The sequence below is a fragment of the Flavobacterium sp. 5 genome (assembly GCF_002813295.1).
In the GTDB taxonomy this organism is placed as follows: Bacteria; Bacteroidota; Bacteroidia; order Flavobacteriales; family Flavobacteriaceae; genus Flavobacterium.
The window spans coordinates 2,294,370-2,316,874 of record NZ_PHUE01000001.1; the positions used below are offsets into that span (position 1 = coordinate 2,294,370).

18 protein-coding genes are annotated in these 22,505 nt (G+C 32.9%); 14 read left to right on the forward strand and 4 right to left on the reverse strand.

What is annotated here, in order from left to right; all coding sequences use genetic code 11:
- The first annotated feature begins 131 nt into the window (after positions 1 to 131).
- The gene (locus tag CLU82_RS09340) at positions 132 to 989 is read left to right on the forward strand and encodes an MBL fold metallo-hydrolase (RefSeq protein WP_100842841.1); all 858 of its coding nucleotides are present in this window, start codon (positions 132 to 134) and stop codon (positions 987 to 989) included.
- A gap of 117 nt (positions 990 to 1,106) precedes the next feature.
- Here CLU82_RS09340 and CLU82_RS09345 read toward each other — a convergent pair whose 3' ends face one another.
- From CLU82_RS09345 to CLU82_RS09355, 3 genes are all read right to left on the reverse strand, one after another.
- Positions 1,107 to 1,763 carry a hypothetical protein gene (locus CLU82_RS09345; RefSeq protein ID WP_100842842.1) on the reverse strand — a complete coding sequence of 219 codons (657 nt, stop codon included), beginning with the start codon at positions 1,761 to 1,763 and terminating at the stop codon, positions 1,107 to 1,109.
- Positions 1,760 to 2,827 carry a hypothetical protein gene (locus tag CLU82_RS09350; RefSeq protein ID WP_100842843.1) on the reverse strand — a complete coding sequence of 356 codons (1,068 nt, stop codon included), beginning with the start codon at positions 2,825 to 2,827 and terminating at the stop codon, positions 1,760 to 1,762. Before CLU82_RS09350 ends, CLU82_RS09345 begins: the two co-directional genes overlap by 4 nt.
- Positions 2,828 to 2,907: 80 nt before the next feature.
- Positions 2,908 to 4,461, reverse strand: a complete 1,554-nt coding sequence (locus tag CLU82_RS09355; RefSeq protein ID WP_100842844.1) for an aldehyde dehydrogenase family protein — start codon at positions 4,459 to 4,461, stop codon at positions 2,908 to 2,910.
- Positions 4,462 to 4,715: 254 nt separating this feature from the next.
- Between CLU82_RS09355 and CLU82_RS09360 the strand changes: the two genes are divergently transcribed.
- On the forward strand, positions 4,716 to 5,666 hold the full coding sequence (locus tag CLU82_RS09360) for an MBL fold metallo-hydrolase (RefSeq protein WP_100842845.1): 951 nt from the start codon (positions 4,716 to 4,718) through the stop codon (positions 5,664 to 5,666).
- Positions 5,667 to 5,688: 22 nt separating this feature from the next.
- Here CLU82_RS09360 and CLU82_RS09365 read toward each other — a convergent pair whose 3' ends face one another.
- On the reverse strand, positions 5,689 to 6,804 hold the full coding sequence (locus CLU82_RS09365; protein WP_100842846.1) for an endonuclease: 1,116 nt from the start codon (positions 6,802 to 6,804) through the stop codon (positions 5,689 to 5,691).
- Positions 6,805 to 7,041: 237 nt separating this feature from the next.
- On the opposite strand from CLU82_RS09365, the gene CLU82_RS09370 reads away from it, so the two are divergent.
- The 12 genes from CLU82_RS09370 to CLU82_RS09420 all read left to right on the forward strand — a co-directional run bounded on the left by CLU82_RS09370 (position 7,042) and on the right by CLU82_RS09420 (position 22,375).
- A complete protein-coding gene (locus CLU82_RS09370; RefSeq protein WP_198520268.1) occupies positions 7,042 to 7,941 on the forward strand; it encodes an LD-carboxypeptidase in 900 nt (299 codons plus the stop codon).
- Between the two features lie 87 nt (positions 7,942 to 8,028).
- Positions 8,029 to 8,388: a YraN family protein gene (locus CLU82_RS09375; RefSeq protein WP_100842848.1), complete on the forward strand. Its 360-nt coding sequence runs from the start codon at positions 8,029 to 8,031 to the stop codon at positions 8,386 to 8,388.
- Between the two features lie 119 nt (positions 8,389 to 8,507).
- The gene (locus tag CLU82_RS09380) at positions 8,508 to 9,164 is read left to right on the forward strand and encodes an aspartate kinase (protein ID WP_100842849.1); all 657 of its coding nucleotides are present in this window, start codon (positions 8,508 to 8,510) and stop codon (positions 9,162 to 9,164) included.
- 105 nt (positions 9,165 to 9,269) lie between these two features.
- Positions 9,270 to 11,375, forward strand: a complete 2,106-nt coding sequence (locus CLU82_RS09385) for an FAD-binding and (Fe-S)-binding domain-containing protein (RefSeq protein WP_232735235.1) — start codon at positions 9,270 to 9,272, stop codon at positions 11,373 to 11,375.
- A 7-nt stretch (positions 11,376 to 11,382) separates the two neighbouring features.
- A complete protein-coding gene (locus CLU82_RS21000; RefSeq protein WP_232735236.1) occupies positions 11,383 to 12,099 on the forward strand; it encodes a (Fe-S)-binding protein in 717 nt (238 codons plus the stop codon).
- Between the two features lie 95 nt (positions 12,100 to 12,194).
- The gene (locus tag CLU82_RS09390; RefSeq protein ID WP_100842850.1) at positions 12,195 to 12,692 is read left to right on the forward strand and encodes a hypothetical protein; all 498 of its coding nucleotides are present in this window, start codon (positions 12,195 to 12,197) and stop codon (positions 12,690 to 12,692) included.
- A gap of 225 nt (positions 12,693 to 12,917) precedes the next feature.
- Positions 12,918 to 13,481 carry an RNA polymerase sigma factor gene (locus CLU82_RS09395; RefSeq protein ID WP_100842851.1) on the forward strand — a complete coding sequence of 188 codons (564 nt, stop codon included), beginning with the start codon at positions 12,918 to 12,920 and terminating at the stop codon, positions 13,479 to 13,481.
- Between the two features lie 221 nt (positions 13,482 to 13,702).
- Positions 13,703 to 14,869, forward strand: coding sequence for a FecR family protein (locus CLU82_RS09400; RefSeq protein ID WP_232735237.1), 1,167 nt, complete (start codon positions 13,703 to 13,705; stop codon positions 14,867 to 14,869).
- 129 nt (positions 14,870 to 14,998) lie between these two features.
- Positions 14,999 to 18,274, forward strand: coding sequence for a SusC/RagA family TonB-linked outer membrane protein (locus CLU82_RS09405; RefSeq protein ID WP_100842853.1), 3,276 nt, complete (start codon positions 14,999 to 15,001; stop codon positions 18,272 to 18,274).
- Between the two features lie 9 nt (positions 18,275 to 18,283).
- A complete protein-coding gene (locus CLU82_RS09410) occupies positions 18,284 to 19,780 on the forward strand; it encodes a RagB/SusD family nutrient uptake outer membrane protein (RefSeq protein WP_100842854.1) in 1,497 nt (498 codons plus the stop codon).
- Between the two features lie 12 nt (positions 19,781 to 19,792).
- Positions 19,793 to 20,869 carry a SusE domain-containing protein gene (locus CLU82_RS09415; protein ID WP_100842855.1) on the forward strand — a complete coding sequence of 359 codons (1,077 nt, stop codon included), beginning with the start codon at positions 19,793 to 19,795 and terminating at the stop codon, positions 20,867 to 20,869.
- Between the two features lie 126 nt (positions 20,870 to 20,995).
- On the forward strand, positions 20,996 to 22,375 hold the full coding sequence (locus CLU82_RS09420; protein WP_100842856.1) for an alpha-amylase family glycosyl hydrolase: 1,380 nt from the start codon (positions 20,996 to 20,998) through the stop codon (positions 22,373 to 22,375).
- Positions 22,376 to 22,505: the final 130 nt, after the last annotated feature.

The window sequence follows — 22,505 nt, forward strand, 5'->3', positions numbered from 1 at the left end:
AAAAAGACCTGAATTCATATTTTGAATTCAGGTCTTTTTTCTTGGCTATAAGTTTGAATTGGATTTACATTAACAGTAATAAAATTTTGAATTTATATCTTTGAAGTAAATTCAATTTTAAAGAAAAAATTATGAAACTGTATCCAATAGAAACAGGCAATTTTAAACTCGATGGAGGTGCTATGTTTGGTGTGGTGCCGAAAACCATTTGGAACAAAACCAATCCAGCTGATGAAAATAATCTGATTGATATTGCCGCTCGTTGTTTGTTAATTGAAGATGGAAAGCGATTGATTCTGATTGATACAGGAATGGGAAATAAACAATCAGAAAAGTTTTTTGGATATTATTCGCTTTGGGGGACACATTCTATGGATAAATCTTTGGCTCAATATGGTTTTCATCGTGATGATATTACTGATATTTTTATGACGCATTTGCATTTTGATCATTGTGGCGGAAGTGTACAATGGAACAAAGACAAAACCGGTTATGAGCCCGCTTTTAAAAATGCCAAATTCTGGACCAATGAAAATCATTGGGTGTGGGCGACTAAACCTAATGCCAGAGAAAAAGCCTCTTTTTTATCGGAGAATATTTTACCGATGCAAGAAAGCGGACAACTGAATTTTATTCAGAAATCAAATGGTGATTTTGGAGTTTCGGAAGAATTAGGATTTGATATTTTTTATGTTGATGGTCATACGGAGAAAATGATGATACCACATATTCAGTATCAAGATAAAACTATTGTTTTTTGTGCTGATTTAATCCCGACAGCGGGACATTTGCCTTTACCTTATGTAATGGGATATGATACCCGACCGTTGTTGACTATGCCTGAAAAATCAAAATTTTTGAATGCTGCAGCTGATCAAAATTATTATTTGTTTTTAGAACACGATGCGCACAATCAAATTATAACAGTTGAACAAACGGAAAGAGGAGTTCGCTTGAAGGAAGTTTTTAGTTGTGAGGAAGTTTTATAAAATTATGCAGAGAGATAAAAAAATTTCCTAAGTTCATCCATTTGAACTTAGGAAATTTTTGAAGTCATTAGTTAATTACAATTTTTGTGTCTTTTGCAAATGAAAAAAATGCTAAATCTATTCTAAAGTTGCTTTAACAAAAACTCTTTTTAATACTCCGTTCTTCTCAATTCCTTGAACAACTAATTTAAATTGCTTTTGAGTTTTATGAAATACTTTACAATGAATTAATTTAATATGCCCTAAATATAATTCGCTCTTGAAGACTTTTACAGCTTTATTATCGTAGATGTTATTTGGTTCTAATTCATATCTTAAAACATCTCCAATTGAAACTTTATCCGATGAAATTTGTGCTTCCGACAAATTAGTAATTTCTGTTACGAAAGATAAATCATCAATGGGATTAAAATCAGCTAAAAATTCAAAACTATCAGTTGGTAGCAAACCTTGTGTAAAAGCTAACATATAATATTTATTTTCTTTCTTTTTTTTATCAATCTCCCAAAAATCATAAAAGTTTTTTAAGTCTGGTCTATCTGTTCTTATTATTCTTTGACCAAAAATTTCAATTACATTTTCAGTGTAAATTTTATCTGTATCTGGGAAACCCTCGTAGTGTACAAATCCTTGTTTTTTGGCTTCGGCAACACCTTCTTGATTATATTGAAAGCGAATTCCTTCTGTAGCACTTTTTTTAATTGTGCCAACAGAAATTCTTCTACTGCCTTTACCTGGTCGCCAGATAAGGTGTATGTTTCCTATTGCTTTCATAAAAGTTGAATTAGTTTTTCGATGCGCAAAGTTACCAATTTATACATCAATTGTTTTCTTGTTTCCGATAATTTAAAGTTAATTAAGTTTTCAGGAACGTGTTTATCAATATTATTTATAAGTTCCTTTAGTACTTCTGGTTGATATTTTTCTTGAACCCTTGAAATATATTTTTCCGTTTCATTTGGATACTCTTGTAGTAAAAGGGTAACTAATTCTAGGTGCTTTCTTTTTTTTAAACTGCCTTCCCAATGAATTTCTGATTCTCCTTTTCTGATATAAGCATCAATCATTTGAGAATCATTCAATATTTTTAAAATTTTTTCATCTGTATGTTCTCTCCCTAAGCAACACCCACTATCATATATTGGGGCAAAAGAAGAATTGATAACGGTTGCCAAAACATCTGTCATTTTCTCATTTATTGCTCTACGTAATAATTCAGCTTTAAATATTCTTTTTAAATTCTTAAAATACCCACGTAATCTTTTATCTTTTTTATGAATGGCATCATTAAAAACATCCTTCACATAAGAGTAATCAATTATAATACCCCAATTTTCTTGATGCCTATCTGAATTTCCAATAATTGAATCAAAAACTATAACTTCGATTATATTATTAATACAATTCTCTAAATCAGACTGAATTAATGCTCCTTTAATGAACTGAAAAGTATATCGATCCTTATCAATTCCCGCATTATATTTTTCATCATATCCTGTTAAATAACGCTTACCTTCTATCAATTGATTTACAGAATTATCTACCATTGATTTAGACAAACAACCTACCTTCTGATTGTGATTTTCATCATATCCAATATTATAATCTAACATTGGAAAACCTAAAAATTGACCAATCTTAGAAGAAATAATTTCAGACCAAAACTCTGTCGGATATCTAATTTCTCCTTCAATTGTTTCTTTCGATCCTTTAAAAAAGTATTCATTATTTGTCTCTGGTTCCAAAGTAATATATTTACTTCTTGTTCCCCCAGTACTATAAAATTCATTTTTATGCCAATTGGAAATATCTGTAAATGTTGCTTCAAATTGGTTCATTAGATAAATTTAGTTAATAAAAAACGCTTAGTCTAATGTAGAAAAAGCGTTTGATATATTATCTTTTTATAAAAAATATTTTACAAATCAAATTTGATTCCTTGTGCCAAAGGCAGACTCGTTGTATAATTGATTGTATTGGTTTGTCTTCTCATATATACTTTCCAAGCATCAGAACCTGATTCTCTTCCTCCGCCAGTTTCTTTTTCACCACCAAAAGCACCACCAATTTCAGCTCCTGAAGTTCCGATATTGACATTTGCAATTCCACAATCAGATCCAACTACAGATAAGAAATGTTCTGCTTCACGCAAGTTATTAGTCATAATAGCTGAAGACAATCCTTGGGCTACTCCATTTTGGACATCAATTGCGTTCTCAACTGTTCCAGAATATTTAATTAAATATAAAACAGGTGCGAATGTTTCATGCTGTACAATTTCGAATGAATTTTGAGCCTCAGCAATAGCTGGTTTTACATAACAACCACTTTCGTAACCTTCTCCAGAAAGCACACCTCCTTCAACTAAGATTTTTCCGCCTTCGGCAACTACTTTAGTCAATGCTGTATTGTACATTTCAACAGCATGTGTGTCAATTAATGGACCAACATGATTATTTTCGTCCAATGGGTTTCCAATTCTCAATTGTCCGTAAGCTGATACTACTGCATCTTTCACTTTATCATAAATACTTTCGTGAATAATTAAACGACGAGTAGAAGTACATCTTTGACCTGCAGTCCCTACAGCTCCAAAAACACCTCCAATAACTGTCATCTTAATATCAGCATCTTGAGTTACAATGATTGCATTATTTCCTCCTAATTCTAATAAAGATTTTCCTAAACGGCCTGCAACAGTTTGAGCTACAATTTTACCCATACGAGTAGAACCTGTAGCCGAAATTAAAGGGACACGTTTATCGGCAGTCATTAATTCACCAATACTATAATCTCCGTTGATTAAACAAGAAATCCCTTCTGGGAGATTGTTTTCTCTAATTACTTCTGCAATAATATTTTGACAAGCTATTCCACATAATGGTGTTTTCTCAGATGGTTTCCAAACACAAACATCACCACAAATCCAAGCTAAAGCTGTATTCCAAGCCCAAACTGCTACTGGAAAATTAAAAGCGGAAATGATTCCCACAATACCCAAAGAATGGTATTGCTCATACATTCTGTGACCTGGGCGTTCTGAATGCATTGTTAATCCATGTAATTGACGTGATAATCCTACTGCAAAATCACAGATATCAATCATTTCCTGAACCTCACCATATCCTTCTTGTAATGATTTCCCCATTTCATAAGAAACCAATTTTCCTAAAGCTTCTTTATTTTGACGTAATTTATCTCCAAATTGACGTACAATTTCCCCACGTTGTGGTGCTGGCATCAATCGAAATGTTTTGAAAGCTTCGGTTGCAGTTTGCATTACTTTTTCATAATCTGCTGGTGTGCTCATTTTTACAGAAGCAATTAATTGACCATCTACTGGTGAAAAACTTTCTAAGATTGCTCCATTTGAAAAATGATTAACTCCTGTCGAAGTACCTTCGTTTATGGCTTTAACTCCCAATTGCGCTAATGCCTCTTTCATCCCAAATTGATCTGCTATTGTTGTCATTGTAACTTTTTTAGTTAAAATTGTTATATTTTTGTGTAAAGATATTATTTTAAGCTCAATTTTGATAGTCTTAAGATGTTAAAATCAATTTTGATTTTAAAGCAACTCTTTTTTAAATATCCAAAATTCAAATTAGCTATAGTAAAATTATAGTATTCTAATGGGTTGTTATCAATTTTTGCAAAAAAATACGGTCATTAAAAAAGAAGACAGTATTTTTATATTTTAAAATAAATTAATAATTCTATTTTAACATGAAGTCCATCGTATTATATTTTATTGGTTTGTTTTTGATTTCCTCATCATTAATAGCTCAGAAAAAAGTTTTTGAGGTAGTTCCTTTGGGTGTTAAAGGGGGTATTGATGAAACTAATCTTTCTGCTTATTTAGTGGCTCCTAAAAACACTACGGATTATATTTGTCTTGATGCGGGTACTATAAATGCTGGGATTGAAAAAGCTATTGCAAATAATGTTTTTACAGTATCATCCAATGAAGTTTTGCGAAAATATATAAAAGGATATCTTATCTCTCATGCTCATCTTGACCATGTTTCGGGTTTGATTATTAACTCGCCAGCCGATTCTTCTAAGACAGTTTATGCTACAAAAACATGTATGGAGATGATGAAAGACCATTATTTTAATGGTGAAACTTGGGCAAATTTTGGTGATAGTGGTGTTGGTTTTCAAATTAATAAATATCATTTTCAAACGCTTCCTTTTGGGGAAGAGACAAAATTAACTAATACTTCAATGACAGTAAAAGCGTTTCCTCTAAGCCACGGAAATCCTTTTGAAAGCACTGCTTTTTTAATCAAAAATGAAGAAAATGCTGTTTTATATTTAGGTGATACTGGTCCAGATGAAATCGAAAAAAGCAATGATTTGCGAATCTTATGGCAAGCAGTTGCTCCTTTGATTAAGGAAAAACAGCTAAGAGGAATTTTTATTGAAGTTTCGTTTCCAAATGAGCAACCTGATAATGCTTTATATGGGCATTTAACTCCTAATCATTTAATGAAAGAGCTTAGCAAATTAGAAGAATTCGCAGGAAAAGGAAGTTTACAGGATTTGAAAATTATCATTACTCATAGAAAACCGCCGACAAAAAATATTCAGAAAATTAAAGAGCAACTGAAAAAAGAAAATCCTTTAGGTGTTGATTTTATATTTCCAGAACAGGGAAGAAAATTTGATTTATAGTTCTTTTGATTCAAATCATGCTTTATTTTTTCTCTCTTATCAAATAAATATATGCTGGAAAGTGATCGCTGAAACCAATTTCAGTGAGGGAATGTCGTAATGGATATCCTTTGTATTTACCGCTTTTTTGTATTAAAAAGGGTTTATTATAAATTCCAGCTTTCCAATATTCGAAGGTTGTATAATCTTTTTGAAGTAGTGATTCTGAAACCATCACTTGATCAAAAATATCCCATGAATCTCGAAAAGCAATCGTTCCCAAACCTTTATTTGCCATTTCTTCGAAAGGATTATAAATACCAAAAAGATTAACATCCTGAATTTTACCTTTGGCTCCAAGCACTTTTTTAACACTATTATTAAAAGGACTATCGTTTAAATCTCCCATAGTAATAATTTTTGCGTTGGGATTGATGCGTTGCAAAGAATCAATAATTTTTCTATTCAAAGTTCCTGCAGCCTCCCGAAATGGACTCGATTTCTTTTCGCCTCCAGCTCTTGATGGCCAATGATTCACAAGTATATGAATCTCTTCTCCGTTTAAAAAACCAGTTACTAATAATTGATCTCGCGTATAAACCCGATAATTTTTAGTACTGACTTCAATAACATCGTCTGTTTCTAAAATTTCTGGCGCTTCCGTTTTTATAATTTCTTTGATAGTTTGCGGTTCTCTATATACATACAGCGGAATATTAGCAAAACTAGTTGGTTGAAATTGCTTTTTTTGATACAATAAGGCAACATCAATTCCTCTTTTATCAGGGGAATCAAAATGTATAATTCCATAATCCTTATCGATTAATTTTGGCTGTTTGATTAAATCTTCCAGAACGCTACGGTTTTCAATTTCGGCTCCTCCTATAAATGTTGGTGCATTTGGGTTTTCAGATGAACCGATTTCAGATAAAACCCGAGCTAAGTTTTCTAGCTTTTGATAGTATTTTTTGGAATTCCAATGTTGAGTTCCTGTAGGTGTCCATTCCTCATCATTCGTTATGGGGTCATTAATAGTGTCATAACAGTTTTCAAAATTGTAAAACGCCACAGTATGTATCACAAAAGTTTTAGTTTGGGCATTACTATTAGTCATTACAAAAAACAAAAGAAGATAAAAGCAGTTTTTTTTGAATATCATTATTCTTTTAAATTAGGTTTGCACCCTGTAAATATAGTAATTTGATTACAATTTCTTTAGTCTTTCAGAAATGCATATCTTTGCTTTCACTTACAATAAGTAGTAAATCAAATCATTTTCTAAATGTATAGCATGCATACCCGTTCATTTTATTTTATTCAAAAACAATCTGTTTTGTATCCATTGCTATTGCTTATTTTTGTTTTACAATCTATAAACAGCCAAGCTCAAACTACTATGATTACACCACCTTATTTGCAAAAAGGAGATACTGTTGCCATTGTCGCAACAGCCAGAAAAAATGTCGATGACAACTTGAAACCTACAATAGATTTATTACATTCTTGGGGTTTAGAAGTTGTTATTGGAAGCACCATCGGATTAGATCTTAATCAATTGGCAGGAACAGATGAACAACGTGCCAACGATTTTCAGAAACAAATGGACAATCAAAATATAAAAGCGATTTGGTGTGCACGTGGTGGTTATGGTACTGTGCGCATGATTGATTTATTGGATTTCACCAAATTCAAACAACATCCAAAATGGATTGTAGGTTTTAGTGATGTTACTGTTTTACACAATCATCTGAATACTATGGGCTATAAATCTATTCATGGCACTATGCCAGTGAGTGTTGAAAGAACGGCTCCCGAATCGATTTCATCTTTAAAAACCGCTTTGTTTGGTGAGCCTTTAGAATATAAAATTGACCCGTTTCCAATGAATCGTTTTGGAAAAGCTACTGGCGAATTAGTTGGTGGAAATTTATCTATTTTATATAGTCTGCTTGGATCCAAATCGGCAATAGATTGTACGGATAAAATTTTATTCATAGAAGATTTAGACGAATATCTATATCATATTGACCGAATGATGATGAATCTAAAACGCAACGGTTGTCTGGAAAGCATTAAAGGAATCATTGTAGGTGGAATGACAAAAATGAAAGATAATGATATTCCTTGGGGTAAAAATGCAAATGAAATTGTTCAAGATGTAACCCAAAAATACAATATTCCAATTTTGTATAATTTTCCAGCTGGTCACGTTCATGATAACAGAGCTCTAATTATGGGTAATACTGTGAGTATTGATGTAAACGAAAATTGCAATACAGTCGTTTTTGAAAAATAAAATGATTGGAGGTTTTAGTTAGCGATTTGTTTAAAGCAAGTTGTGAATTAAAACTTTTATTTTCTATTTCTAAAATCAAAAATATCAATGGCAGAGCATAATGAATTAGGAAAACAAGGAGAAGACCTTGCTGTAGCGTATCTCAAAAAAAACGGATACATCATCCTAAATACTAACTGGACGTTTCAAAAAGCCGAAATAGATATTATTGCCAAAATAGAAAACACACTTGCTATCGTTGAAGTAAAGACTAGATCATCTCTTGAATTTGGTTTGCCTCAAGATTTTGTTAAACCAAAAAAAATTCAACTTTTAGTAAAAGCTGTAAATGCATATGTAATAGAAAGAGATTTGGATATTGATGTCCGTTTTGACATCATTGCCATTCATAAAGAAGGAAAAACCTTTGTTATTGAACATCTTATAGATGCTTTTTATCATTTTTGAAAAAATTTAACAATGTTATATTTGTAACAAATTGTTTTTTTGTTTATATTTGCATCGATATTAGAAACTAAACCCTTTCAATATCAGCATAGCTACTCAAAAATAACCAAACTGAAATTATGAAAACTGTATCTTCAATAGTAGAGAATTACATCAAAACAAAGCCTTTTTTATTGAATGCTTTGTCTCTAGGTATCATTAACTTGACTTCTTTGTCAAGAAATATCATGAACGAATTGGAAAGTGAATTCGGAAAAGAAGTAAAACAAGGAGCTGTAGTAATGGCTCTTAAACGTTTGACCGAAGAGTTAGACTTTCGTTTGAATCATAAAATTAATAAAGTAATCAAAAACATAGGTGAAATCACTGTACGTTCTGCTTTGACAGATTATACATTTGCCGTTTCGGATACGGTTTTAAATAAACAAGCTGATTTAATTACAGATATTAATTCATTACCAGATATTTTTTATACTTCCTCAAAAGGGGTAAATGAAACAAATATTGTGGTAAGTAACAGTGTGAATCACTTAGTAGAAAAACATTTTGCGTCTGAAAAAATGATTCAGAAACTAGATAATTTAGCTTCTATAACTGTAAAATTACCGAAAGAAAATATTGTTGTTCCTGGGATTTATTATTTCATTTTCCAACGTTTAGCTTGGGAAGGAATTATTATCAATGAGGTAATTTCGACTTCTAATGAATTTACGATTTTGGTAAGTGAAAATGAAGTGGATGTTGCTTTTAAAGTGATTAAAGATTTAAAAAATTAAAAAAAATATTTTTTTTATAATTGAAAACGAAGCCTAATGCTTCGTTTTTTTTATTTATACCTAAATTTACACTTTCATTACACGGTTAAAATAAATACAATCCTTATGTTAACTCCATCCTATCAGAAGTTAAAAGACATTTTATCAAAATCTATTGATTCCAAACGTATTTTAACAAATCCCTTGCAAACTCTTGCTTATGGTACAGATGCTAGTTTTTATAGACTTATTCCGCAAATTGTGATTTTGGCTCACAATGAAACTGAAGTTGTCGAAATCATAAAACAAGCAAAATTACTTGATATTGCATTAACTTTTAGAGCTGCTGGAACTAGTTTGTCGGGACAAGCCATCACTGATTCTGTTTTGGTTGTTGCTACACATGGTTGGAAAAATTTTGAACTTTTAGACAACAATCAAAAAATAAAATTAGAGCCTGGAATTGTTGGTGCTCGTGCTAATACTTTCTTGGCACCACATGGCTTAAAAATTGGTCCTGATCCAGCGTCAATTGGTGCGGCAATGATTGGCGGTATTGTTGCTAATAATGCTAGTGGTATGTGTTGCGGAACTGCTCAAAACTCCTATCAAACCATAGCCGATATCCGAATTGTTTTGCATGACGGAACACTTCTGGACACTGCCGATACAAATAGTGTTGCTGATTTTAAAAAGAATCAAACGGCTTTAATTCATGAAATTGAAAACCTTAGAGACACTATAAAAAGTGATGAAACACTATACCAGCGTATCAAAAATAAATTCAAAATAAAAAATACTACAGGCTATAGCATCAATGCTTTGGTTGATTATGAGGACCCAATCGAAATTATCAAACACCTGATGGTAGGATCGGAAGGCACATTGGCGTTTATTTCGAATGTGACATTCAAAACCATTATCGACGAAAAATATAAATCCTGTTCTTTACTTATTTTTAATAGTATTCAAGATGCTTGTAATGCGACTATTTTATTAAAATCAAGTCCAGTTGCTGCTGTAGAATTATTAGATCGAAAATCTATTCAATCTGTTGAAAATGATCCTGAAGCTCCTTTGTATTTCAAAACATTGCCTGAATCTGCTTGTGCTTTATTGGTAGAATGCAGAGACAATGATTTGAATGTTTTACTTCAAAAGCAAGAAGAAATTCGATCGCAAATTCAATCTATTCCGACTTACACCGATTATGAATTTACCCGTGATCTTAAACAATATTATTTCAATTGGAAAGCCCGAAAAGGTTTGCTTCCAACAGTTGGTGGTATGCGAAAAACAGGAACCTCTGTTATTATTGAAGATGTTGCTTTTCCTTTGTCTCATTTGGCGGAAGCCTGTTTGGAATTGAAAGATTTATTTAAAAAATATGAATATCACGATGCTTATCTTTTTGGTCATGCCTTAGAAGGAAATCTGCATTTGGTTTTTTCTCAGGATTTTTCGAACCAAGATGAGGTAGATCGTTATGAAAAATTGATGTCAGAGTTGGCGATTTTAGTTGTAGATCGTTTTGATGGTTCCTTAAAAGCAGAACACGGGACAGGTCGTAATATGGCTCCGTTTGTAGAAAAAGAATGGGGAACTACAGCTTACGAAATCATGAAACGCATCAAAAATATTTTTGATCCTAATAATAAAATCAATCCTGATGTTTTAATCAATCCTGATCCCAAAGCACATCTCAAAAATTTGAAACCAATGCCCGAATCCCATGTCATTGTTGATAAATGCATGGAATGTGGGTTTTGTGAACCGCATTGCGTTTCCGAAGGATTAACTCTGTCCCCTAGACAACGTATTGTAATTGCCCGAGAAATCAGCAGATTGGAAGAAACCAATGATGATCCGCAGCGGTTGGCAGCGATCCGAAAAGATGTTACCTATCAACTGGATGAAACCTGCGCCACAGATGGACTTTGTGCTTTGGCTTGCCCTGTTTATATAGATACAGGGAAATTTGTAAAAGAATGGAGGGCTAGTAAATTGAATGTTGACGATAAAAAAATAGCTTCTTATATTGGCTCACACATGGCAGGAACAACTTCTGGTTTAAGAATTGGACTAAAAATTGTAGCAGGTTTTCACAACATTCTTGGAACAACAATTATGGCTACTTTATCCAATGGCTTTCATTTTTTAAGTTTTGGAAAAGTTCCGAAATGGATTCCTGAAATGCCAAAAGGGGCTAACAAAATTAATACCAATCAATAGTAATAAAATGAATACAACCTCTGATTTAAAAGTAGTTTACTTTCCTTCATGCATCAATAGAAGTATGGGGAAAAATAGTTTTCAAAACTCAGATGATCTTCAATTAACAGCACTTACTCATCAATTATTAGTTCGTGCCGGATTTACCATAATTTATCCCAAATCAATGAACAGTCATTGCTGTGGTATGCCTTTTTCCAGTAAAGGTTTTGCAGAAGCTAATCATACACAATCAGAAGTATTAGAAAAGTCGCTTTTAGAAGCATCGGAAAATGGAAAATATCCTGTTTTGTATGATATGAGCCCATGTTTTCAGCATTCAAAAGAAGAATTTTCTAGCACCTTGCAAATTGTTGATCCTATCGAATTTATGTTGGATTATGTAATGCCACATTTGACAATAAAGAATAAAAAAGAGACTGTTGCCGTTTTTCCTGTTTGTTCGGTTAAAAAAATTGGAAAAATGGATCAGCTCCTTGCTTTGTCTCAACTCTGTTCCAATCAAGTTACATTAATTGATAGCAATTGTTGTGGTTTTGCAGGTGACAGAGGTTTCTTGATTCCTGAACTAAACGAACATGGATTACGCGAATTAAAAGCACAAATTCCAACAGACTGCAACGAAGGATATTCTACAAGTAGAACTTGCGAAATTGGATTAGAAAATAGGAGTGGAATTGATTTCAAATCTATTTTTTATTTGGTAGATGAGGTAACAAGGTAATTAAGTAATCTTTTTTTAATTTTATTGTGTTTGAACTTTTTTTCCTATTTTAGGCTTTATTTTAAATTAATATTGCGACCAATTAACAATAACATATGGAAGAAAAATACAGAGTAAACGAAACTCAAAAAAGAATTGAACCTACTGAAAAAAAATGCAGCTATTGTCGAAAAAAGGAAATGACCTTAATAGATAGTTGCTTTTTTCAAACTTTATTCTTTGAACAAAAAAGAGCTAATTACTTGGTTGTTAGAAAAGTAAATTTCAATAAAGTTTCTATTGGTGTGCCTAGATGCGAAAGCTGTAGATCAATTCATGAAGGAGCAGATGCAAAAGCTCAAAAATATATTTTTATTGGAGCGGGTATAATGTTTGTTTTTCCGTTCCTTTTTTCTTTTAGTTTTGATGGACTTAAAAGTGGAATAATACCTGCTATAATTGTTTTGATTGCGGGGTTTGCATTTAAAAACTATTTATCAGAAAAAATTGTCTTTAAGACTGATATCCTTGCCGAAAAAGTAGGTGCACAATATAGCGTAATCGTTCAAGAATTTCTTGAAGAAGGTTGGCAATATGAACAACCAGAAGCCTAAAAAACACACTATTATTTTACTCTAAAATTATAAATTACCGTTGAGAAATCAGTGGTTTTTTTTATGTCTAAAATTAAAATTAACTCCAAAAAAGCAAAGGCAACTTTTTTAAAATACCAATGCGAATAATATTTTTATATATTTGTTGGCTATTTAAGTTATTATCTGCCTTAAATTAAGAATATCCTTATTATAATCATAAAAAATTAAAGGGTTAGTAAATCAATGTCAACAACAAAAGACTTTAGCGAACAATTGTTGGTAAGTGAACTCAAAAATGGTAACGAAAAAGCATTTCGTAAACTGTATGATTTCTATTACCAAGATATCTATGGTTATAGCATCAGTCTTTTAAAATCCAAAGAACTTGCAGAAGAAAATGTACAAGACGTTTTTTTGAAAATTTGGTTGCATCGAGAAAATTTAAATTTGGAACAATCCTTCAAATCTTTTTTATTTACCATTGCCCGAAACCAAGCTTTTAATCTTTTAAACAAAGCCGCAAATGATGTGCTTTTGAAAGAAGAGGTTTTTTACACTAGTGAGAAATCACATGCGGAAGGAGATTTTTCTATTCGCGAAGATGATTGTAAAAAATTAAAAAAGCAGGCGATAAAACAACTTCCACCCAAACGTAAACGCATTTTTAAAATGTCAAGAAAACAGGGTAAAACATATGAAGAAATTAGCCAGGAATTAGGTATTTCTGTCAATACTGTCAAAAATCAAATGAGTAAAGCCCTCGAATCCATGCGGATATTTTTTCGGGCTCATGATGGTTTTACTTAAAAATAGATTTCATTTTATTCTATAATCACTCCTTAGGGGTGATTTTTTTTGCTTTTTATTGAAATAATTTTTTATTTATAATGCTTTAAAAATCAATACTTTATAGTTTAAAATATTGATTTTTTATTTTTAATTATGTTAAAATTAAAAAAATTACAACGTTTGAGTAGTAGTCAACTCTCTTTCAACTGTATTATATAAAAGCAAACAAATATTTAGTCATGATGAATGAAAATTCAGAAATAAAAGAAATACTCAATAAGTTCATTTTGAACCAATGCACTGCTGAAGAAACAACAGTAGTAATTGACTATTGCAAAAACAATAACCTTACCACCGATTTCCCAACTGTTGATGAAGTGAAAACTTTATTGAATGAACTTCCTCAAATGGATGCGAATACAGCAGACCAATTATTTTCTAAAATTTTGATTCAGGCTCAAGAAAGCGAAGAAATCGAACAAATAAAATTTCCTTTCAAGAAATATTTGGCTATTGCAGCTTCGATTATTGTATTACTTTCTATTGGATTTTCATACAGAAAGAATTTTAATGCCCCAAAAATTAATCCTGTTATTAGCAGTAATGAGATCACCTTACAGTTAGAAAATGGTGATATTCAAGTTATTTCTGAGGGTAAAAAAAGCCAAGTTGCCGATGCTGATGGACACATTGTAGGAAACCAAAACGGAAACAAAATTGCATATGATACCGAAACATCAATTGAAAAACTGGTGTATAATACTTTGAAAATTCCAAACGGAAAACGATTTGAATTGGAACTATCTGACGGAACCATTGTGCACTTAAATTCAGGTACTACATTAAAATATCCTGTAAAATTCATAGCTGGTGCAAACAGACAAGTTTTTCTTGATGGTGAAGCTTTTTTTGATGTTGCAAAGGACAAGAAACACCCTTTTATCGTAAATGCCGATAAATTGAATGTTAGAGTTTTAGGGACACATTTTAATGTTTCCAGTTATCCAGAAGATGATTTAACTGATGTTGTGTTAGTAGAAGGTTCAGTAGGAATGTACTCGGCAAATGAAACTTTTAATGCTGATAAAAACACGATTCTTAAACCAGGATACAAAGGAAGCTTCAATAAAAATAACAATCGCATCAATACTAAAGAAGTTAATACAGATATGTATACGTGTTGGATGAATGGTGGATTAGCTTTTCGTGATATAACGTTTAATAGTATCTGTAAAAAATTAGAAAGAAAGTATGATGTTACTATCGTAGTCAAAAGTCAAAAATTAGCTAATGAAAAATTTAATGCCCGTTTTGGTGATAAATCTATAGAAGAAGTATTGAGCTACTTCGATGATGCCTATGGTTTTAATTATAGCAAAAAGAATAATATAATAACTATTAACTAACCCTTAAAACCAATGAAAAAATAATGAATTGAATTTACTAGAATAAAAAAATCGGAAAGAGCTGCGAACAATTTCCGATTGAAGAAGTGATTGAACCTAACAGATTAAATACAATCAATTAACAAAATTATGAAAAAAAAATCAAAGAATGATGGAATGCAATTTTCATTGTTCAAAATTGACCTGAAATTGAAACTAACTACACTATTACTTTTAGTTGCCATTTTTAATTCACGAGCCGATACTTATGCCCAAAAGACAAAAGTTAGCTTAGAATTAAAAAACACTACTGTGGAGAAGGTTATTGAAACTATTGAACAAAAAACCGACTTTAAATTTATTTATAAATTGAACGATATCGATTTAGATCGTGTAATATCTATTCACGTAAAAAATCAAAATATAAACATCGTTTTAGACTATATTTTTAAAGGGACTTCTACGGATTTTATTATTCGAGATACCCAAATTATGCTCAAAAAACCGAATATAATTAAAACCGAAATTCTTCCTTTTTTGCAACAAACCATAAAAGGAAAAGTAGTCGATGAGAATCGAATGCCATTATCTGGTGCGACTGTTACTGAGCAAGGAACAAAAAATAGTGCACTAACAGGCTATGACGGTTCTTTTGAAATTGTAGTACAAAGTAACACTGCGATGTTAGTTGCTACTTACATGGGCTATATTAAAAAAGTGTTTTTGGCAGATCAAATAAATCCAACAATACAATTAGAACCAGAAACAACTTCCTTAAAAGAAGTCGTATTAGTAGGTTATAGTTCTATGGCCAAAAGAGATGTAACAGGTGCAGTATCCTCTATTGTTCAAAAAGACATGAATCAAGGTTCTATTGTAAACCCCTTGCAATTGATTTCTGGTAAAATGGCGGGTGTAAACATCACTCAAACAGGTAGTGAACCAGGAGCTACCCCAAGTATTAGAATTCGAGGATTAACTTCATTAGTTGGAGGAAATGATCCATTGGTAGTTATCGATGGTGTACAAGGAAATCTTGATTTATTAAATCAAATTCCTCCAAGTGAAATTGCTTCTATAGACATTTTAAAAGATGCATCTGCTGCTGCGGTATATGGTTCTAGAGGAGCTGCTGGAGTGGTCCTTGTTACTACTAAAAAAAGTAAAGCTGGTAAAACTTCTGTAGAATACTCAGGAACAATGTCGGTAGATGAAATTCCAAACCCATTAGAAGTTCTAAATGCAGACGAATGGTGGCAACAAGCTCAGTCAGTGGGTGTACCAGCATTAGCAAATCATGGTGCAAGTACCGATTGGTTTAACATTTTGACACAAAGAGGATTTACCCAAACGCATGCTTTGGCCTTTGGTGGCGGAGCAGAAAAATTTAATTACAGAGCTTCTATTTCGGCTATTTTACAAGAAGGAGTCGTAATAAACACAAAAAGTAATAAATATATTGGACGCATCCAAGCTACTCAATTGGCAATGGATGACAAGTTAAAATTGACTTTTAATCTTAACAGTGGTATTATTGATACTGATTATAGTATTGGAACCATAGGTAGAGCATCATTTAGGTCTAACTTGATTACAAACTCTTACTTTGTAAGTCCCACTACTCCAGTTTATAATGTGGATGGTACTTATTTTAACGATCCTAACGTATTTAATTATTTAAATCCATATGCGGCTGCAGAAACCGTTTCCAATCATAATGAAAACAATAATTTGTTTGGAAGTTTAAAAGCTGAATTAGAAATTATCGACGGCGTAACTGCAGGATGGTTTGGAAGTTGGAGAAATACCAATATTACTCACGGCTACTATCTTCCATCAGAATCAACAGATGCTGAGGCTATTGATCAAAAAGGTTACGCCAATATCAGTAACAATAAGACAAATGAAAGGCTTATGAACATGAGCATTAATTACAAAAAAGTATTAGGCAATCATAGTCTGGATGTATTAGGTCTTTATGAGTGGCAAAATCAAACCTATCAAGGGAACTTTGCTCAAGCCCGTGGCTTTGTAAATGATATTGCTACCTACAATGCTTTGCAATTGGGCGATTTTTCAAATGCAAAACCAGGTGATATATCATCTTATAAAAATGACAGAACCGTAATATCTTTTTTAACTCGTTTTAATTATAGCTATTTAGGTCGTTATTTACTTACAGGAAGTATTAGAAAAGATGGTTCTTCTGTATTTGGAGACAATAACAAATGGGGGGACTTCCCATCAGTGTCTTTAGGATGGGCTATTGACAAAGAATCTTTTATGGCTAATCAAACCCTCTTTACTCAATTAAAATTACGTGGAGGATATGGAGAAACAGGTAATCAACAGGGATTATCTCCTCAACAATCTCTTTCGTTAGTGGGTCAAGGTACGCCAAATCTTACTTATTTTGGAGGCTCAGTAGTCAATAATTATGGTCAGATACAAAATGAGAATTCTGATTTGAAATGGGAAACAAAAAAACAGACCAATATTGGTATTGATTTTGCTCTTTTTAACAATAGACTTAAAGGTTCTTTTGATGCTTATACTGCTACTACAGATAATCTTTTATTTAATTACACTGTTCCACAACCTCCTTATCCTTTTGATAGAGTATTTGCTAATGTGGGAAGTCTTTTGAACGAAGGTATAGAGGCTTCATTAAGCTATGATTTAATAAGTAACGACAACATTCTCCTTACTCTAGCAGGAAACGTATCCTTTATGCGAAATGAAGTACTTAATTTGAGCGGAAGCATCGATGGAGTACCATTGAATACGGATTTTGTTGACTGGGGTGCACCAAACTCTTACTTGGTAAAAGGAAAACCAGTAGGTTCATTTTATACTTTGCATAGTACAGGAAAAGACAATGTTAACGCGGAGACAGTATTGGATCGCGATGGAAATGGTATTATTGATCAAGGATCAAGAAGTCCAGACAGAGCTTATAACGGTTCTTCAATGCCAACGTATACTTTTGCATTCAATCCTACTTTTAAATATAAAAATTTGGATATTTCAATGCTTTGGAGAGGTTCTGGAGGAAATAAAATTTATAACACCTTAAACAAAAGTTTGAGTTATCAGGAAAGTATTGGAAAATCAAATGTATTGAAAAGCTCAGTTCCTCTAGGAATGTTCACGACTCAATATGTTTCTGATTTGTGGTTAGAAGATGGTGATTTTATACGATTAGAGAATGTGGCTATCGGTTATAATTTTACTTTCAAAGAGGTTAAATATGTGGAATCTCTTCGTCTTACACTTACTGGTAACAACTTATTGTTATTTACTGATTATACTGGTATGGATCCAGAAATTAATTTAACTGGTGGCGGAGCCAATTTTGGAAGCGACATAGGGATATATCCTCGTACCAGAACAGTTGGTTTAGGTTTAAGTGTTAAATTTAAATAGTAAAAGAAAATGAAAATCAAAAATATAGTATTGATAGGGAGTTTAAGTCTCTTATCATTTGCAAGTTGCACCAATTTAGATGAAAATGTCTACGATAAATACGAAACAGATCCTTTTTATGACGCTCCACAAGGTGCTAATATAGCACTAGCTGGTGTTTATGCACAAATTGGAGGGAACTGGGACGGTATTGGATATGCTGGTGCCGATAATGGCTGGTATGACCTAAATGCCATGTCGAGTGACGAACAAGTAATCCCCCATAGAAATACAGGAGACTGGCAATTAGATTTTGCAATATTGTTCAAACACGATTGGCTGCCTTCCAGTTTTATTGTAGGCAATACATGGAGATGGCTGTATAAATCTGTATTTACTGCCAACTTGGCCATAGAACAGCTGGAAAAATCAAAAGCTGATCCTTCAAAAATTGCCGAAGCTAAAGTATTAAGAGCCTTTTTCTATTATTTGTTAATGGATGATTATGGTAATGTGCCTTTTTATACCTCAAATCATATTACGGTAGATAAAATTCCTCAGGCAGATCGCAAAGATATTTATGCTTTTGTTGTTAAAGAATTAACCGAAAATGTTGAATTACTTTCTGGTACTAAAGGAGGAGAATATTATGGACGTTTCAATAAATGGGCTGGTTATACATTACTGGCCAAAGTATATTTAAATGCAGGTGTTTATACAGGAACTCCTAAATGGGCTGAATGCCTTGCAGTTTGCGACAAATTAAATGAAGGTGGGTTTTCACTGCACCCAGGAATTGATAATGCATCAAGCCCGTTAGGAAATAAATACTTCGAATTGTTTGGAGATGTACTTCCAGAAGACGAAACGATATTAGCTATTTACTCTACGGTTGATGTGGTTTCCCGTAATATTTTTACAGTACGCAGTATGGCAGGAGCAAATGCTTCTAATTTGTTTGGGTATAATGGATGGAATGGGACTGTTATCCCAAAAGATTATTATTTAAAATATGACGATAAGGATATTCGCAAAAAACAATTTTTAGTAGGAGAACAACCTGGAGGTGTGAATTATACTCTAGAAATAGGTTCACTAGACAATCCTGGTGCTCCACCGCAAGCTGGAGTTCGTAATACTAAATTTTACCCTGCAGGAGCAAATACTGGCGGCGGGGCTTCTAATGATTTTCCAATTTTTAGATATGCCGATGTTATGTTAATGACGGCCGAATGTAATGTTCGCCTTGGAAATGCTGCTGCTGCAAAACCTTTTATTGATGCTGTAAGAAAGCGTGCAGGTCTTGATGCTCTAGCCGCTGACCCAACACTTACTGATATTTACGATGAAAGAGGATTCGAATTGAACTGGGAAGGGCACAGAAGACAAGACATGATTCGTTTTGATACCTTTTTGTTGCCAAACGAATTCAAAGCTACTTCACAACCGTATAGAAAATTGTTTCCAATTCCTACTGCGGCACTTAATGCAAATCCAAGTTTAAAACAAAATCCTGGTTACAACTAAAAAAGAACTCACATGAAAACATATATATATAAGTTACTCGTACTTTTCGCAGTAGCGCTGCTTGGCGTATCTTGTGAAGACACTGCGGAACTGACCACTTTGCAAAAGGTTAGTTTTCCATCGACTGTAGAAGCATCAACAAGCACTATTGTTCTTTCAGTTGATAATGAATCAGATCCGGTAGTTACTCTTTCTTGGCCTGCTGTGGTTTATCCAATACACGCTCCAGTTACTTATGCTTTACAATTTGATCTCCCAGACAACATCATCGGAGAAAAAGCTTGGGACACCGCCACTCGTCTCGTAGTTGGGGAAGATGTATTGAGCAAATCTTTATTGGGAGCAGAGCTTAATAGAATAGCTCTTAAACTAGGATTGCCTATAAATAAGGCAGGTGAAATTGTTGTACGTGTAGAATCATACATGGATCATACCATTTATTCTGAACCAATTGTTTTAACAATTACCCCTTATGAAGTCCCAGTAGTTATTGGTCAAATAATAATGCCAGGAAGTTATCAGGGCTGGAATGTTGATACAGCCGCATCTTTACTTGCAATAAGTACTGATGTATACCAAGGATATGTATCTATTCCTGCCGATGCTTTAGGTTTCAAATTAAATAAAGAAAGAAACTGGGCTCAATTTTATGGAGCTGGAGCTACCAACAATGATTTAAAAAACATGAGTGATACTGATTTTCAAATGCCAGGAGCTGGCTCTTATCAAATGACAGTAAACCTGAAAACTCTAAAATGGAATGCAATTGGTTATTCTTGGGGAGTTGTTGGAGATGCAACTGCTGGAAGCTGGGATAATAGCACCCCTATGAATTATGATCATGTTAATAAAACTTGGAAAGTTACTACCGAATTAAAACCAGGAAATGTAAAATTTAGACTTAACAATTCATGGGCAATTAATTACGGAGCAAAAAATAATGATGAAGGTATCATGTATCTTGATAATTCAGGAGCACATTACGTAGGAGAAGCTGGAACATATGAAATCACTTTTACTATAAATGATATTAATCCTGCTATAAATGGTTATCCAGCAACTGGTACTTATACCGTTAAAAAAATATAACAAAAAGAGATAGTCTGCATTCAATGAAATGGTTTGGTTAGTTAAATTGCATCCCTCTTTGCTGAAAAAAGAGGAGGGATGCATCCATTATCATAAAAAATGTGATTATTATAAAAAATAAAACAAATGAAAAAATACATCAAAATCGTTTTTGCAGTATGCTTCACTTCGGTAGTAGCCGCATGTAGTTCATCTGATGATACTCCAAATACACCTTCTCCGTACGAACAATACGGAACGCCATTTGAAAAAATGCCAGCCAAAGAAGATGCTATAATTTATCAAGTCAATATTCGTGCTTTTAGTAATGCCGGAACTCTAAATGGTGTAACCGAAAAACTGGATGCCATTCATGATCTTGGAGTAAATGTTATTTATTTAATGCCTATTTATCCTGTTGGAGTTCTTCATTCTGTTGGTACATTGGGCTCTCCATACTCAGTTAGAGATTATAAAGCGGTTAGTGCCGAATTTGGAACGCTTGCAGATCTTCGTAAACTCGTTGAGGAAGCTCATAAAAAAAATATGGCAGTTATCTTAGATTGGGTTGCTAATCATACTTCATGGGATAATGCTTGGATTACTGATCACCCAGATTGGTACCAAAAAAATGATAAGGGTGAAATCATTTCCCCTCCAGGATCGGGTTATGCAGATGTAGCACAATTAGATTTTAATAATCAAGAGATGCGAGCTGCAATGGTTGATGCTATGTCCTATTGGGTTTATAGTGCTAACATTGATGGTTTCCGTTGTGATTATGCAGATTTCGTACCTCAAAATTTTTGGTCACAAGCAACTACAACTTTAAGGCCAATTAAAAATCAAAATATATTAATGCTTGCAGAAGGATCAAAAGTAAATCATTTCGCAGCTGGATTTGATTATACTTTTGGATTTGGTTTTTTTGATGCTTTGAAAAAAGTATTCAAAGAAGGAAAATCAGCAACTTCTATTCAAGATGCAAATGCTGCGGAATATGCCACAAATTATAATAATTCTCAACGTATTGTACGATATACTTCAAACCACGATGTCAACTGGACAGATGGTACACCTCTGCAATTGTTTGGAGGTAAACAAGGTTCTATGGCTACTTTTGTAGTTGCTGCATATATGAAATCTGTACCTATGATTTATAATGCTCAAGAAATTGGGTACGCTCAAAAAATCGATTATTTCACTCACACTCCTATCGATTGGAGTACAGCCGATGCAGGTGTGCTAGCTGAATACAAAAAGATAATCGCTTTTAGAAATTCAAGCAATGCCATAAAAAGAGGAACTTATAAAGGGTATAGTAATGATGCTGTAAGTGCTTTTACTATGGAAACTGATACCGAAAAAGTATTTGTACTTTCTAATTTAACAAATTCTGCAGCAAAATATATTTTCCCAAATACACTTTCCAAAATAGCTTGGAAAAATGCTTTTGATAATGCTCCAGTAACCGTTACAACTGAAATTACTTTAGAACCATATCAATATATTGTGCTGAAAAATTAATGTAATAAACTGGTAGGGTTACAAATAGTCATATGATACCTTGTGGCTTATCTTTGCAATGGAAAATGATATAAAATTACATTACGAAGACTATTTGTAATCCTCATTATATTACAGCAAAGCCACAAAG